Origin of the sequence: Ancylobacter sonchi (assembly GCF_018390695.1) — a bacterium.
GTDB lineage: Bacteria > Pseudomonadota > Alphaproteobacteria > Rhizobiales > Xanthobacteraceae > Ancylobacter > Ancylobacter sonchi.
Map to the genome: position 1 here is coordinate 245,569 of NZ_JAHBGF010000028.1, position 14,780 is coordinate 260,348.

General features: G+C 68.3%; 12 protein-coding genes. 1 reads left to right on the plus strand and 11 read right to left on the minus strand.

Annotated features, from left to right (window positions below; genetic code table 11):
* Nucleotides 1-4 precede the first annotated feature (4 nt).
* From KHC28_RS16570 to KHC28_RS16580, 4 genes are all read right to left on the minus strand, one after another.
* Nucleotides 5-1,594, minus strand: coding sequence for a Y-family DNA polymerase (locus KHC28_RS16570; RefSeq protein ID WP_246564982.1), 1,590 nt, complete (start codon nucleotides 1,592-1,594; stop codon nucleotides 5-7).
* Complete coding sequence (locus KHC28_RS27475; protein ID WP_246564914.1) at nucleotides 1,491-2,333, minus strand: ImuA family protein; 843 nt, start codon at nucleotides 2,331-2,333, stop codon at nucleotides 1,491-1,493. Before KHC28_RS27475 ends, KHC28_RS16570 begins: the two co-directional genes overlap by 104 nt.
* Nucleotides 2,334-2,462: 129 nt before the next feature.
* Nucleotides 2,463-3,017, minus strand: coding sequence for a DUF924 family protein (locus KHC28_RS16575; RefSeq protein ID WP_214009459.1), 555 nt, complete (start codon nucleotides 3,015-3,017; stop codon nucleotides 2,463-2,465).
* Nucleotides 3,014-4,855: a monovalent cation:proton antiporter-2 (CPA2) family protein gene (locus KHC28_RS16580; protein ID WP_214009460.1), complete on the minus strand. Its 1,842-nt coding sequence runs from the start codon at nucleotides 4,853-4,855 to the stop codon at nucleotides 3,014-3,016. The genes KHC28_RS16575 and KHC28_RS16580 overlap by 4 nt, the downstream gene beginning before the upstream one ends.
* A gap of 361 nt (nucleotides 4,856-5,216) precedes the next feature.
* Here KHC28_RS16580 and KHC28_RS16585 point away from each other — a divergent pair, with 361 nt between their 5' ends.
* Nucleotides 5,217-6,560 (plus strand): YncE family protein, encoded by a 1,344-nt coding sequence (locus KHC28_RS16585; protein WP_214009461.1) that lies wholly within the window; start codon nucleotides 5,217-5,219, stop codon nucleotides 6,558-6,560.
* Between the two features lie 164 nt (nucleotides 6,561-6,724).
* On the opposite strand, the gene KHC28_RS16590 is transcribed toward KHC28_RS16585, so the two are convergent.
* From KHC28_RS16590 to KHC28_RS16620, 7 genes are all read right to left on the minus strand, one after another.
* The gene (locus KHC28_RS16590) at nucleotides 6,725-6,943 is read right to left on the minus strand and encodes a hypothetical protein (protein ID WP_214009462.1); all 219 of its coding nucleotides are present in this window, start codon (nucleotides 6,941-6,943) and stop codon (nucleotides 6,725-6,727) included.
* Nucleotides 6,944-7,109: 166 nt separating this feature from the next.
* Nucleotides 7,110-8,417, minus strand: coding sequence for an MFS transporter (locus KHC28_RS16595; protein WP_214009463.1), 1,308 nt, complete (start codon nucleotides 8,415-8,417; stop codon nucleotides 7,110-7,112).
* Nucleotides 8,418-8,535: 118 nt separating this feature from the next.
* Nucleotides 8,536-9,396: an ABC transporter permease gene (locus KHC28_RS16600; RefSeq protein ID WP_214009464.1), complete on the minus strand. Its 861-nt coding sequence runs from the start codon at nucleotides 9,394-9,396 to the stop codon at nucleotides 8,536-8,538.
* 7 nt (nucleotides 9,397-9,403) lie between these two features.
* Nucleotides 9,404-10,375 carry an ABC transporter permease gene (locus KHC28_RS16605; RefSeq protein WP_214009465.1) on the minus strand — a complete coding sequence of 324 codons (972 nt, stop codon included), beginning with the start codon at nucleotides 10,373-10,375 and terminating at the stop codon, nucleotides 9,404-9,406.
* 34 nt (nucleotides 10,376-10,409) lie between these two features.
* Nucleotides 10,410-11,990 carry an ABC transporter substrate-binding protein gene (locus tag KHC28_RS16610; protein ID WP_214009466.1) on the minus strand — a complete coding sequence of 527 codons (1,581 nt, stop codon included), beginning with the start codon at nucleotides 11,988-11,990 and terminating at the stop codon, nucleotides 10,410-10,412.
* A 75-nt stretch (nucleotides 11,991-12,065) separates the two neighbouring features.
* The gene (locus tag KHC28_RS16615; RefSeq protein WP_214009467.1) at nucleotides 12,066-13,679 is read right to left on the minus strand and encodes an ABC transporter substrate-binding protein; all 1,614 of its coding nucleotides are present in this window, start codon (nucleotides 13,677-13,679) and stop codon (nucleotides 12,066-12,068) included.
* Nucleotides 13,676-14,740: an ABC transporter ATP-binding protein gene (locus KHC28_RS16620; RefSeq protein ID WP_214009944.1), complete on the minus strand. Its 1,065-nt coding sequence runs from the start codon at nucleotides 14,738-14,740 to the stop codon at nucleotides 13,676-13,678. Before KHC28_RS16620 ends, KHC28_RS16615 begins: the two co-directional genes overlap by 4 nt.
* Nucleotides 14,741-14,780 lie beyond the last annotated feature (40 nt).

The following is a 14,780-nucleotide window of genomic DNA, read 5'->3' on the forward strand; positions in this document are numbered from 1 at the left end:
CTCCTCACGGGAACAGGCCGTGCAGGAACCAGCGCGGCGTGCCGCCGCCGCGCTCATAGAGGCCGGCGCGGAACAGCCAGAAGCGCCGGCCCTCGCGGTTCTCCACCCGGTAATAGTCGCGCGTGCGCGCGCCTTCCGGTGCCGTCGGCGCCGCGAGCAGGCGCCACCATTCCGGCGCGATGCGCTCGGGACCTTCGGCGCGGGCGACTTCATGCAGGACGCGCCGCCAGCGGAAGCGCAACGGCGGGCCGTCCGGTACCTCCGCCAGTGCCTCGATCGGCTGCGGCGGTTCGAACAGCGTGATCGGGCGGGGCAAGGTTTCCGCCTCCGCTTCCGCCGGCGAGGGCGCGGCCGGGCCGTCGATCGCCGGCACAAGGGCGCCGGCGCGCGAGGGATTGTGGGTGTCGCGCAGCATGAAGCGCAGCACGCGCTCGCGCCCCAGCCTAGTGGTCAGCCGATCGACGAGAGCGGCGATCTCCTCATCCTCGTTGATGCGGCCGTCGAGGCCGATCTGGGCGGCAGCGAGCGGCTCGGCACGCAGCACGGCGAGGCGGACGAGATCGAAGCCGAAGCCGGGATCGAGCGGATCGGCGAGGCTGTCCAGTTTCTCGCGGAACAGCCGGGCGAGCGAGGCGCCGTCGCGCGAGGGGCGGGCGGTCTCCACCGTGAGGCGGCGTACCGCGCCGTCGGTGCGGAAGAACGAAGCCTCGAAGGCGCGTCCGCCCTCGCCGCGGGCCTCCAGCATCCGCCCGACTTCGCCCACCAGCAGGGCGAGCGAGCCCTCTATGTCGCACTCGCGGGCAATCGGCTCGGCGAAGCGTCGTTCGGCGATGCAATCGGGCAGCGGCCGGCGCGGCACGATGCGCGCATCCTCAAGGCCGAGGGTGCGCCGCAGCTTGACCAGCATCTCCTCGCCGAAACGCGCCGCGAGCGGGGTGGCGGGCCGTCCGGCGAGATCGCCAAGCGTCTTCAGCCCGGCGCGGGAGAGCCCGCTCGCCGTCGCCGGCGCCAGCCCAAGGGCCGCGACCGGCAGGCCGGAGAGCCGCCTCGCCTCCTCGCCGGGCGCGATGAGGCCGCCGAGCCCGCAGCGGACCGGGGCGCGGGCGGCGTCCGGCGTGCTCGCCACCACGGCATAGGCGGTGAGGCCGTGCCGCTTCAGATGCGCGAGCAGGCGCGTGCGCAGCGCCACCTCGCCGCCGAACAGATGTGCGCAGCCGCTGATGTCCAGCACCAACCCGTCCGGTGCGTCGAGCGCCACCAGCGGCGTCCAGCGGTCGCAATCATCCGCCACCCGGTTGAGGAAGGCGGCGTCGGCCAGCGGATCGAAGGCGACGACATCGAGATCCGGCAGGCGCGCCCGCGCATCGGCAAGGGTGAGCCCGGGCTCAAGCCCGGCCGCGCGCGCTGCCCGCGACAGCGCGGCGAGCCGCAGTCCGCCGGTCGTCCGCTCGGCAAAGACGAGCGGGCCGGCGGCGCCCGTCGGCCCGCCTTCAGCCGGCGCGGCGGAAGGGGAGCTGGCGCGCGGACTCGCGGAGGGCTGTCGTTCCAGTCGCTGCCTGTCCAGTCTCTCGGCGGACAGGAACGGGAACCACAAAGCGAGGTAGCGCGACGTCGTCGTGGAAGGAACGGGTCTCATGATTCCACTCCAGATGCCAGGAGCCGCCGGCATGGCCGGCACGATGACGCAAGAGCTCGACGAGAAAGCCGGGCGCGCCCGGCGCCTCGCCCGCCAGGGCGCGCGAGGGGGCCGCGCGTATCCGCCAGCGCGTGGCGCCGGCGCTGGGGCCCGGCCGGCCGCTCGGGCGCAGCATCAGCAGGGGGACGCCGGACTCGCCGGCCCGCAGCGACAGGCGGCGCGTGGCGGTGAGATCGAGCGCCTTCGGCTCGCCCCAGGGTTCCAGGATCACCGCGCCGAGCGCCGCGCAGCGTGCCGCATCGTCCGCCGCCCGCAGCGCCGCCTCGGCGCCGGGCGCCCGCACCAGCAGCAGCCGCGCCGGGTCGATCCCCAGCGTAAGTAGCCCGTCCGCCGCGAGACGCCCGGCCTCGGCATCGACGGTCTCCTGCCGCACCCACAAAAGCGGGCGCGTCTCTCCGGCGGGGCGGCCGGCGGCGGCGCGCAGCGCCAGCGCCAGCGCGAAGCCGGCCGCGGCGGCCATGTCGCCAGCCTCGGCGGCGAATATCTCATGCAGCGCACCGCAGGCGAGCGGGCCGCCGAGCGTGGCATCCGCGCGCGGGGCGCCGAGATGGAAGAACTGGGTGCCGCCGGGAAGCCGCTCCGCCTCAAGGCCGGCGAGCATTCCCCGCAGCGCGGAGATAGCCGGTGTCGTACTCATTTTTGTTCCCTTTTTGTTCTATACACTCACCCCGTTCCGGCGGTGGAGTCAAGAGCGGGGAGGGAGACAAGGGAGCTGCGGTGCCCGGCAACCAATGCCGGCGCACAGGGAGCGATGGCCGCGCGTCGTTCAGCCGGCGAAGCCGCCGGCGGCGAGGAAGGCGGCTTCTTCCGGCGTCGTCTCGCGGCCAAGCATGGGGTTGCGGTGGGGGAAGCGGCCGAAGCGGCGGATGATGGCGCGGTGGTCCTCGGCATGGGCGATCCACGGGTCGCCGAGCGGCCGGGTGAGCGTCACGGAGAGGTCCTGGTCGGCGAGATCCTCCGAATGCGCGAAGGGCAGCAGGAAGAACAGCCGGATGTCCGGCTCCACGCTTTGCATGTAGCCGGCGGCCTGCGCCTGCCGCGCATAATGCCGCGCCAGCGGATCGGTGGCGTACATGTGGCCGGTGCCGCGAAAGGCGTTGCGCGGGAACTGGTCGGTCAGGATCAGCAGTGCCAGCGCGCCCTCGGCGCTCGCCATCCAGTCATCATGGCGGCGGGCGGCGGCCTGCATGTGCAGCTCGAGGAAGCCGTCGCGGAACGCGGCGTCGAAGGCGACGTCCTTCTCGAACCACAGATCGCGTGAGCCGGCCTGCCGCCAGAAGCCGCAGACGGACGCGATCTGTGCCGCGATGGCAGGCGTCATCCCGCGGCCTCGCCCGCGGCGGCCGTCGGCAGGTGGGGCGTCGCGTCGGCGATGGCCGGCTTCAAGGGCAGGTTGCCGAGGATGAGGCTGCGCGCGGAGGTGTCGTAGAGGCCGCCGGTGAGCTCGATATCGAGCCGCTCGGCATCGCGGCGACGCACATCGGCGATGATCCGGCTGCGTTCGGTTTCCTCCACATCCATCATGGCGAGCGCCTGCCCACCCATGACAAGGGCGGATTCGAAGGTTTCGCGGATCTGGAAGTCGGCGCCGACATGGATGAGCTCGGCCGCGTTCTCGCGGTCGATGGCGCGCGCGAGCACCGGCACCAGGGGAAACTCGGCCTTGATGAGCTCGGTGATCTTCACCGCGGTCGGGCCATCGTTCACCGCCACGATGATCAGGCGGGCGTCGTGAGCGCCGGCCGCGTGCAGGATGTCGAGGCGCGTGCCGTCGCCGTAATAGACCTTGAAGCCGAAGTCCCGCGAGACGCGGATGAGCTCCGGGTCGGCCTCGATGAGCGAGACCGAGCGGCCGGCCGCCAGCAATGGCTGGCTGACGATCTGGCCGAAGCGACCGAAGCCGATCATCAGCACCGTGGCGGAAAGATTCTCCGCGATCTCGACGCCGTCCATGGAAGGCTGCGGCTTGGGCAGCAGTCGGTCATGGGCGATGATCATGAGCGGCGTCAGCGCCATGGAGACGATGATGGTGGCGGTGAGGATCGCGTTCTCCTCGGTGGTGAGGATGCCGACCGTGGTGGCCGCCGCATAGAGAACGAAGGCGAACTCGCCGCCCTGCGCCATCAGCACCGCGCGTTCGAACGCCTCCCGGTTGTCGGCGCCGAACAGGCGTGCCACCGCGTAGATGGCCAGCGTCTTCAGGATCATGTAGCCGACGACGCAGATCGCGATCAGCTGCCAGTTGGCGCCGATCACCGCGAGATCGAGCGCCATGCCCACCCCGAGGAAGAACAGGCCGAGCAGCACGCCGCGGAACGGCTCGATATCGGCCTCCAGCTGATGGCGGAACGAGCTCTCGGACAGCAGCACGCCGGCGAGGAAGGCGCCCATCGCCATGGACAGCCCGCCGAGCTGCATGGCGAGCGCGGCGCCGAGCACCACGAACAGCGCCGCCGCCGTCATCACCTCGCGCGCCTTGGCCTTGCCGAGGATGCGGAACATCGGGTCGAGCAGGTAGCGCCCGGCCAGCACGAGGGCGAGGATGGAGCCGAGGCCGATGGCGATGCCGGTGAACCGCTCGGCGAGCGTCACCTCGTTGCCGCCCGGAGCGAGGAAGGCCACCAGCGCCAGCAACGGCACGATGGCGAGGTCTTCCAGCAGCAGGATGGCGACGATGCGCCGCCCCTTGGGCAAGGCGAGCGACCGGCGTTCCTCCAGCACCTGCATGACGATGGCGGTGGAGGTGAGCACGAAGCCGGTGCCGGAGACGAAGCTCGGCACCAGCGGATAGCCGAGCGCGAGGCCGACGCAGGTCAGCAACGCGGCGCAGGCGCCGACCTGGGCGAGGCCGAGGCCGAAGATCTCGCCGCGCATGGCCCACAGGCGCGAGGGCTGCATCTCCAGGCCGATGATGAACAGGAACATGACGACGCCGAGCTCGGCGACGTGCAGGATCGATTGCGGATCGGAGAATACGCCGAAGCCGAACGGGCCGATGACGAGGCCGGCCGCCAGGTAGCCCAGCACCGACCCGAGGCCCAGGCGCTTGAACAGGGGCACGGCCACCACTGCGGACGCCAGCAGCACAACGACCGGCAACAGGTCGAAGCCGTGGGCGGCGGCGTGGGAGGCAGTATCGGCAGCGGCTTCGACAGCCATCCGGTGGTCCTTTCGCGCGGGCTCGGGCATCAGTGCCGGCCTTCGCCGGCAACCTAAAGGGGGGCGGGCAGGAGGGCAATTATCGCTCCGGAGGAGTTACTTCCCTTAGGTGACGCTAACGGTCGATTTCGTAACACGGGCGGGCCGCGACCGGCATGCGAGGCGGCAGCCGCGCGCGGGGATGTTCGATCTTGTCTAAAATGAATAATGAATGCAGAATTCATTTGTGACTCAAGGTCACACGCAGGTCCGCCGCACGCCGCGGGCCGTCACCGAGGGATGCTGCCAATGCGCCCGGCATGCTCACGCACAAGCCAATGGACCGGGACGGACGGCATTGCCTCATCCATGAGGAAACGCCATGACCAGAACCTTCCTCGCAAGCGCTTCCGTGCTTGCGGCCCTCGCAGCCGGGACGACACAGGTGAGTGCCAAGGACTACATTCTCGCGACAGGGCGGTGGGACAACACCGCCATCGTGATCGATGTCGAGAAAGCCATCGATCCGGCCAATGACGGGACGCCGAACGCGGTGATCAACCGTCTGCGGGTCACGCCCAACATCGACGGCAAGGGAACCGGCACGCTCGACACGATCGCCAGCGGCCAGCCGATCATCATCGCGATCACGCCGGACCAGACGCGCGCCTATGTCGTCAACCATTCCGGCAAGTCGAAGCCGGAGGATGCGGCGGCCTTCCAGCACGGCCATCCCGGCTCCGTCACGGTGGTCGACCTGGTGAAGGCACTCGACCCGGCGAACAACGGCACGCTGGGGGCGGTCGACGCCTTCATCGATTCCGAAGGCTCCGGCGCCACCGGCTTCGCGGTGTCGGCGGACCAGAAATACGGCATCCTCGCCCATGCCGAAGGACCAGGAAACGAGGATGGCGGCCGGCATATCAACATCGTCGATCTCGCCACCAACAAGGTGATCCACAAGGTCGAGCAGGCCTATGGCAAGCCCGGCCACGACTGCCCGCCGGCGACGATTCCCCACCGGGCGCCGGATCCGGCTTTCGGCTGCTTCCCCGATACCAATGGCGTGACGATCAGCCCGATCGGCGGCGGCACCATCTTCACTGCGAATGGCGGCACAGACGATGTGTCGGTGATCAGCCTGCCCAAGGCTCTCAAGGGCGATGCCGACGCGGAAGTGGCGCGGATTCCGGTTCAGGCCGGGGGATTCGGCATCACCACCAGCCCGGACGGCAAGCTGGTGGCGGTGGCTTCCCGCGAGAGCGCGCGCGACGGCAAGGAAGCCAACACCATCTCCATCATCGATGTCGAGCAGGCCCTGCGCGAACCCGGCAAGGGCGAGGCGGCGCGCATCCTGGTCGGCACCAGCAATCCGGAAGTGCAGACCCGTCCCTTCGTCGCGGCCTTCACGCCGGACGGCAAGCGCATCGTGGTGACGAATTTCCGTACCAACAACCTCTCCATCCTCGATGTCGCCAAGGCCCTGTCGGGCCAGCCGGCGGAACTGGCCCGCATCACGCTGGAGACCCCCACCGGCGAACCGTCGCGGCCGCGCGGCGTGGCCTTCGCCGGCAACGGCAAATATGTCGCGATCAGTGGCGCGCCCAAGGGCAAGCCGGGCAGCGGCGTCGTCTGGCTGGTCGACCTCGACAGCTACAAGGTCGCCGGACGGGTGACGCAGATCGGCAACGAATCCTACATGCTCGGCGGCTTCTCCGGCAAATAGGCGAACGCCGAGACGGGACGATCCATCGGCTTCCCGAGGGCCGTCCGATTCATGCGGGCGGCCGACCGGAACATTGCCGGGGCGACGGGGCGTTGCGTGAGGGGCTTGTCGATGGGCCTTCAGCGCGCCTGCCCGACGCGTCACGCTGGCTCTTCACGCCGGCTCTATGGCGGGGCGGACAGAGTGGGGCATCCGGATCCGGCCGGGCGTCGCGGCAGGCGCGCCAGCGCCTTGTCGGGCTCGACGCGAAAGCGGTGGCTGGCGAGCAGGACTTCCTCGGCCGCCCATGGCCAGCCGCCCCGCATCAAGCGGAACGCCAGCCAGTTGGCGGGACCGGCCCACCAGCGCGGCGTGACAACCAATCGAACGGTGACGAGAGACATGCTCGCCTCGTGCCCATCGCAGAAGATAATACTGGCAAATCGATTCGAATTTGTCACTATTATCCATATTGCCTCGACGGTAGGGAAGCGAGGTTGATGCTGTGCCGTCCTGGCCGTTGCGCGTGGCGGACGGTTCGCACGTTCCCTGCCGTGTGCCTCATGTCGCTTATGGAATGCGGCGGCCAAGCGCCATGCCGATCGCTCCGGCAAGTGCCATCATCGCCAGGACGCCGATGAAACCCGCCATCGTGAAGGCTATCGCGCCTGCCGCCACGCCGACGCTGCCGCCGAGAAACGTGCTGGCATTGACGATGCCGGCACCCTGGCCGGCCTGCGAGGGAGGAAGCGCCGACAGCGCCAGGCGCGGCGCCAGCGCGTAGGGCACGGCAAGGCCGGCGCCCATCATGAGGAAGCCGATCGCGAGCAGCGGAATCGCGGCCAGCACGACCGCAACGGCGGTGAGGGCGCAGGCTACGACCACCATCGCCATGCCGGCGGTGATCGCGTTGCGCGGGCCCATCCGCGCCGAGACGGCGGAAGCCGACAGCGCGAGCGCCAGCAGCGCCGCTCCCAGCGGCAGCAACAGTGCTCCGGCCTCCAGCGCGGTGAGGCCGAGGCCATGCGGGCTCTGCGCATAGAGGTTGAAGTAGAGCAGCAGGCTCATGATGCACAGCATGGCCAGCGCCCCGATGGTGATGCCGATCGAGAATCCACGTTCGGCGAAGAAGCCGAGATTCACCATCGGCGCGCTGGCGCGGGCTTCCACGACCAGCAGCAGGAGCAAGGCGGCGACCGCCAGGGCGAGCGGGCCGATGGCCGACAGCGGCGCCGTCGCGACATGCGGCAGCGCGTGAAGGCCGAACACTACCGAGACCATGAACAGGGCGAGCAGGACGAAACCCGCCCCGTCGGCCCGGCCGCCCGGTTGTTTCCCGGCCCGCGTGCCGGCCCCTCCGACGAGGACGAATCCCGCCAGCGCGACCAGGATCAGCGGGACATTGAACCAGAACACCATGCGCCAGCCGGCGAGATGGGTCAGGCTGCCGCCGAGCAACGGGCCGATGCTGAAGCCGAGCATCAGGAACCCTGTCCAGGCGCCTATGGCCGCTTCACGGCGCTCCGGCGCGGCGCTGCCATTGATCGCCGCGAGCGTGCCGGGCACGGCGAATGCCGCTGCGAGGCCCTGCAGGGCACGGCCGACCAGAAGGACCGCCTGCGTCTCGGCGGTGGCGATGATGCAGGAAGCGAGGCCGAACAGCGCCAGTCCGGCCATCGAGCTCCATCGCGCCGTGAAGCGGTCCGCCGCCCGGCCGCCGAGCACGACGCAGGCAGCGGACATGAGCAGATACGCATTCACCGCCCATTGCACGCCGGCCGGCGTCAGCGACAGCTCGCTCCGCATGAGCGGCAAGGCGGCCATGATCGCCGTGCTGTTGGCTCCCACCGCCAGCATGGCCAGGCAGGATGACCACAAGATCGGATCGAACCCGCCTGGCCGCCGCATCCCTGCACCCCGGTCGTCGATCTGGCACGAGCGTGCATGGTGAGCGGTTCGGGGCGACGAGTCGATCCGTCGCGTGCACGCCGTTCGCCTACCGCTTCGGGTTGAGGACGTCGTTTAGCGCGTCGCCGATGAGATTGAGGCTGAGCGTGGCGAGGAACAGCGCGAAGCCGGGGAAGGCCGCCATCCACCAGGCGCGGTTGAAGAACTCCTGCGCATTGTGAAGCATGGTGCCCCAGCTCATGATGTTGGGGTCGCCGAGGCCGAGGAAGGCGAGGCTGGTCTCCAAAAGGATGGCGCCGGAAATCTGCAGTGTGCCGTTGACGATGATCGGCGGCAGCGCGTTGGGCAGGATCTCGCGGATGATGATGTCGCGGTCCGACATGCCGAGGCTGCGCGCCGCCTCCACGAAATCGCGCCGCTTCAGGGTGAGGAACTCGGCGCGGATCAGGCGGGCGGTGACCGGCCAGGCCAGGATCCCGATGACCAGCACGATGTTCCAGATGCTGGAGCCGAACAGCGCCACGATGACGATGGCCAGGAAGAACTGCGGCAGAATCTGGAACAGCTCGGTCAGCCGCATCAGCGCATCGTCGACCCAGCCGCCGAAATAGCCGGCAATGCTCCCGAGCGTGATGCCGATGACCGAGGAGGTGGCCATGGCGAACACCCCGACGATCAGCGAGGTCCGCGCGCCGTAGATGATGTTGGACAGGACGTCGCTGCCGAGGCTGTCGGTGCCGAGCCAGTGCTCGGGCGAGGGCGGCACGAAGGAATCGCCGATGTCGAGCAGGCCATAGGGGGCGAGCCACGGCGCGAAGATCGCGGTGAACAGGAACACCGCCGTGACGCTCATGCCGAACACCGCCGCCTTCTGGCGGCGCAGCCGCCGCCAGGCGCGCCGCCCCGGCGTGAGGGGCGGGCTGGTCGTTACGGGGACGCTCATCGACATGGCGCTCTCATTGATAGCGGATGCGGGGATCGAGCAGCCCGTAGATGATGTCGACGAGCAGATTGGCCACGATCACGAAGAAGGAGATGAAGATGAACATGCCCATCAGCAGCGGATAGTCCCGCGCGGAGATGGCATCGAAGGTCAGCCGTCCCAGCCCCGGCCAGGCGAACACGGTTTCGGCGAGCACGGCGCCGGCGATGAGGCCGGGGATCTCCAGTCCCACCACCGTCACCACCGGCAGCAGGGCGTTGCGCAGCGCATGGTGCAGCAGCACGGTGCGCTCCGAATGCCCCTTGGCATAGGCGACCTTCACGAAGTCCTGCCCGACCACCTGCAGCATGCTGGCGCGGGTGAGGCGCATGATGAGGCCGAGATTGAAGATGGTCAGCGTCACCACCGGCAGCACCATGTGGTAGGCGACGTCGAGCGCGTAGCGCCAGCCGGTGTAGCCCTCGCGCAGATTGCTCATGCCCTGGATCGGGAACCAGTCGAGGTGATAGCCGAAGGCCAGGATCATCATCTGGCCGAGCCAGAAGATCGGCAGCGAGAAGCTGGTCAGCGACAGGAGGGTGAGGGTGGTGTCGAGGGCGGAGTTCGGCCGCCGCGCCGCCAGCACGCCGAGCAGCACGCCGATGACGGCGGACAGCGTGTACTGGCTCGCCATCAGCAGCAGGGTGGCGGGAAAGCGTTCGAGGATGAGGTCGAGCACCGGGGCGCTCGACACCAGCGAGTAGCCGAGATTGCCGCTCAGCACCTGCAGCACGTAACGCCAGAGCTGCACCAGCATCGGCTGGTCCAGTCCCATCTCGGCCCGTAGCCGCGCCACCAGCTCGCTGTCGGCGCCCGCCTCGCCGATGATGTAGTCGATCGGATTACCCGGCGCCGAATGCACGAGTATGAAGATCACCGTTACCGCGCAGACCAGCAGCGGCACGGTATAGATCAGCCGTCGGATGACGAAGATCAGCAGGCTCATACTCTACTCCCGTCCGGCGCCGGAACCGTGACGCTCATTTCGCGGAAATCTGGTCGAGCGTGCCGTAGCCCGTCACGTCGTCGGTGATGCCGACCACATTGGCGTTGAAGGCGATGGGATAGTAGCGGTCCCACAGCCACCAGTGCGGCGCGTCCTCGGTGATGATGGCGGACGCCTGATGATAGAGCTGCACCCGCTTAGCCTCGTCGAGCTCCTGGGAAGCGGTGTTCAGCAGCTCGTCGACCTTGGGGTTGCAGTAGCCCGAGGCGTTGCGGCCGAACAGCGGCTCGATGCGCGAGCACAGGAAGAAGGTTTGGGCGCCGATCGCCGGATCCGGGCCGCTGGCGAACGAGCCCATGGTGATGTCGAAATCCCATTTGACGAAGGCGCTGTCGCGCCAGGCGCCGGCATCCATGCCCTGGTCGATGAGATCGACGCCGACCGCGGCGAAGTTGGAGCGCATCAGCCGCGCCACGTCGTTCAGCGGGCCTTCCGCCAGCGAGTAGCTCACGCGCAGCGCGAACCTCTTGCCGTCGGCACCGCGCGGGAAGCCGGCCTCGTCCAGCATCTTGTTGGCGAGGGCGGGGTCGAAATCATATTGCCGCACATTCTCGGTATAGAAGATCGGCTGCTCCGAGGAGATCGGCCCGCCCTTCGCGACCTTGCCGAAGCCGAAGCCGGCCTTGTCCAGCATGGCGTTGCGGTCCATCGCGTAATAGAGCGCCTGGCGCACTTCCTTCTTGGCGAGCGGACCCTTGCGGGTGTTGAGGAACGCTTGGTACTGGCCGGCGATCACCCGCTTCTGGAAGGCGACGGTGACGTTCTTCGCCAGCTTCAGCCGGTCGACCTCGCCGAGCGGCATCGAGTTGTAGGTGATGAAGTCGATGTCGCCCTTCTCGATGGCGATGCCGCGCGAGGCCTCGTTGGGGATGATCTGGAACACCAGCCGGTCGATATGCGGCTGTCCCTCGACGTGATAGGCCGGGTTCTTCTCCAGCGCGATGTAGCTGCCCTTCTTGTATTCCTTGAACAGGAAGGGGCCGGTGCCGACCGGCTTCAGGTTGGACGGGTTCTTCCTTGGGTCCTGGCCGTCGTCGAAGATGTGCTTGGAGACGATGGTCGACGAGTTGAAATAGGCGAGGCCGCGCAGCAGCGGCGGGTAGGGGTATTTCAGCTTGAACACCGCCGTCGTCTTGTCCGGCGCGGTGATCGACTCCACCGCCTCCAGCAGGCCCGCCGCCGGGCCGTTATACTTCTTGTTGACGTTCCACAGGCTCCAGGCGACGTCCTCGGCGGTGAAGGGCACGCCGTCGTGCCACTTGATGTCGTCATAGAAGTGGAAGGTATAGGTGAGGCCGTCGGGAGTGATCTCCCATGATTTCGCCAGCGAGGGGACGACGTTGCCGTCCTTGTCGAGGCGGACGACGGTGCTGTAGACCTGCCCGCCGACGATGCTCGACGAGATGTCGGTGGTGATGGTCGAGTTGATCACGGCGAGGTCGCCGGGAATGCCGACCACGAAGGTGCGGATCGGCTTGCCCTGGGCGAAGGCGGCGGTGGAGCCGAGGGCGCAGAGCGCGGCGGCCATCACGAGCGAACGGCGTTTCATCAGCATGGCGGTTCTCCGGGGAACGGACGGGCGGAGCGATGAAGCGGGCGCGAGCATTCCGCGCCCGCCAGCGTCGGCTGTTCAGTTCTTCCAATAGACGACGTCGAAGGCGCCGTAGCCGGTCGGGTCCTCAAGCAGTCCGTCGATCTTCGAGCTGAAGGCGATGGGGTAGTAGCGGTCCCACAGCCACCAGTGCGGGGCGTCCTCGACCAGGATCTTCTGCGCCTGGCGATAGAGCTCGACGCGCTTGGCCTCGTCACCTTCCCGGCCGGCCTTGTCGAAGATCTCGTCCAGCGACGGGTTGCAGTAGCCCGAGGCGTTGCGGGCCATCAGCCGCTCGATGTTGCGGCAGACATAGATGCGCTCGACACCGACCGCCGGGTCCGGGCCGGTCGAGAAGCTGCCCATGGTGATGTCGAAGTTCCAGTCCTTGAAGGCCGTGTCGCGCCAGGCGCCGCTATCCATGCCCATGATCTCGAGATCGACGCCGACGGCGGCGAAGTTCAGGCGCATCAGCCGCGCCACGTCGTCCATCGGGCCTTCCTTGACGTCGAAGCTGACGCGCAGCTTGAAGCGCTTGCCGTCGGCGCCGCGCGGAAAGCCGGCCTCGTCCAGCATCTTGTTGGCGAGGGCGGGGTCGTAGTCGTATTGCCGCACGTCCTGGGTGTAGAAGATCGGCTGCTCGGAGGAGACCGGGCCGACCGCCACCTTGCCGTAGCCGAAGCCGGCCTTGTCGAGCATGGCCTTGCGGTTCATCGCGTAATACAGCGCCTGGCGTACCTCCTTCTTGGCAAGCGGGCCCTCGCGGGTATTGAGGAACGCCATGTACTCGCCGGCGATCATCCGCTTGGCGAAGGTCACGACCAGCTTGTCGTTCTTGCGCAGCCCCTCGGTCTGTCCGAGCGGCATGGCGTAATAGGGGATGAAGTCGATGTCGCCCTTCTCCAGTGCGATGGAGCGCGCGCCCTCGTTCGGGATGATCTGGAACACCACGCGGTCGAGATAGGGCAGGCCCGCGAGATGGTAGTTCGGGTTCTTCTCGAGAATGATGTGGCTGCCCTTCTTGTATTCCTTGAACACGAAGGGGCCGGTGCCGATCGGCTTCAGGTTGGCGGGGTTGTTCCGCGGGTCCTGGCCGTTGTCGAAGATGTGCTTGGGCACGATGGTCGACGAGTTGAAATAGGCGAGCCCGCGCAGCAGCGGCGGCGAGGGGTATTTCAGCTTGAACACGACCGTGCTGGGATCGGCGGCGACGATCTCTTCCACCGGCGCCAGCAGGCCGGAGGACGGGCCGTTATACTTCTTGTTGACGTTCCACAGGCTCCAGGCGACGTCCTCGGCGCTGAACGGCGCGCCGTCATGCCACTTGATGCCGTCATAAAGATGGAAGGTATAGGTCAGCCCGTCCGGCGAGATGTCCCAGGACTTGGCGAGCGAGGGCAGCACCTTGCCGTTGGCGTCGAGGCGGACGAGCGTGCTGTAGACCTGTCCCGAGATGTTGCTCGACGAGATGTCCGTGGTGATCGCCGAATTGATGACCGGCGGATCACCCGGCAGGGCGACCACCATGGTGCCGCCATCCTTGCCGCCGGGCGGCGCCGTCGAGCCCGGGCCGGCCGTCAAGACCAGCGAGACGAGAGCGATGCAGGCGCCGAGCGCGCCGCGTCGCAAGCTTTCCATCGTCATGGATGTCATGGAACCGACCCTGTTCTCTGGAAGATGTTGTTGTCCTTGGAGGCATTGCTCCGGGCGGCGCCCTCTTGCGCGGCGTCCTCCCCGGAGGCGGGCACGTCGAGAAGCGGGTAGTGGCAGGCGGCCAGCCGGCCGGGCGCGTGCTCCCGCAAGTCGGGGGCCTCGATCGCGCAGCGGTCGCGCCGCTGCGGGCAGCGTGGATGGAAGGCGCAGCCGCTGGGCGGGTTCACCGGCGAGGGCATGTCGCCCTTGAGCACGATGCGCTTGCCGCCGGTGCGCGGGCCGAGGCGCGGCAGCGCCGAGAGCAGCGCCTCCGAATAGGGATGCAGCGGGCGCCGGTAGAGCGAGGCGGTGTCGCTGAGTTCCACCAGGCGGCCGAGATACATCACCCCGACCCGGTCGCTGATGTGGCGGACCACCCGCAGATCGTGGGAGATGAACACATAGGTGAGCCCCAGGCGCTTCTGCAGCGTCACCATCAGGTTCAGCACCTGCGCCTGCACGGAGACGTCGAGGGCGGACACCGCCTCGTCGGCAACGATCAGCTTGGGATCGAGCGCGATGGCGCGGGCGATGCAGATGCGCTGGCGCTGGCCGCCGCTGAACTCGTGCGGGTAGCGGTGGATGTGCTCGGTGCGCAGCCCGACCATGTCGAGCAGGGCGCGCGCCTTGTCCATCCGCTCGGATGGCGTGTAGAGGCCGTGGATGCGGTAGGCTTCGGTCAGGATCGAGCCGACCGTCTTGCGCGGGTTGAGCGCGGAGTAGGGATCCTGGAAGACGATCTGCATCTCGCGGCGGCGCTGGCGCATCTCCTGGGCCGACAGCGTGGCGAGGTCCTGTCCGTCGAACAGCACCTGCCCGCCGGTCGGCGGCGCAAGGTGCAGGATGCAGCGTCCGAGCGTGCTCTTGCCGCAGCCGGACTCGCCGACCAGTCCCAGCGTCTCGCCGCGCCGGACCGACAGCGACACGCCGTCCACCGCCTTCACCGCCGCCGCATCGGAGCGCAGGAAGGCGCGGCGGCCGGGGAAATACTTCCGGACGTCGACAAGGCGCAGCAGCGGCATGTCGTCCGCTTGCGCGAGGTCCGCCGCGTGCGGCGCGGTC

Coding starts and splice junctions, on each gene's coding strand:
- KHC28_RS16590 (WP_214009462.1), bottom strand. CDS start 6,943: ATGTCTCTCGTCACCGTTCGATTGGTTGTCACGCCGCGCTGGTGGGCC.
- KHC28_RS16620 (WP_214009944.1), bottom strand. CDS start 14,740: ATGCCGCTGCTGCGCCTTGTCGACGTCCGGAAGTATTTCCCCGGCCGC.
- KHC28_RS27475 (WP_246564914.1), bottom strand. CDS start 2,333: ATGAGTACGACACCGGCTATCTCCGCGCTGCGGGGAATGCTCGCCGGC.
- KHC28_RS16610 (WP_214009466.1), bottom strand. CDS start 11,990: ATGCTGATGAAACGCCGTTCGCTCGTGATGGCCGCCGCGCTCTGCGCC.
- KHC28_RS16615 (WP_214009467.1), bottom strand. CDS start 13,679: ATGACATCCATGACGATGGAAAGCTTGCGACGCGGCGCGCTCGGCGCC.
- KHC28_RS16585 (WP_214009461.1), top strand. CDS start 5,217: ATGACCAGAACCTTCCTCGCAAGCGCTTCCGTGCTTGCGGCCCTCGCA.
- KHC28_RS16605 (WP_214009465.1), bottom strand. CDS start 10,375: ATGAGCCTGCTGATCTTCGTCATCCGACGGCTGATCTATACCGTGCCG.
- KHC28_RS16600 (WP_214009464.1), bottom strand. CDS start 9,396: ATGTCGATGAGCGTCCCCGTAACGACCAGCCCGCCCCTCACGCCGGGG.
- KHC28_RS16580 (WP_214009460.1), bottom strand. CDS start 4,855: ATGGCTGTCGAAGCCGCTGCCGATACTGCCTCCCACGCCGCCGCCCAC.
- KHC28_RS16575 (WP_214009459.1), bottom strand. CDS start 3,017: ATGACGCCTGCCATCGCGGCACAGATCGCGTCCGTCTGCGGCTTCTGG.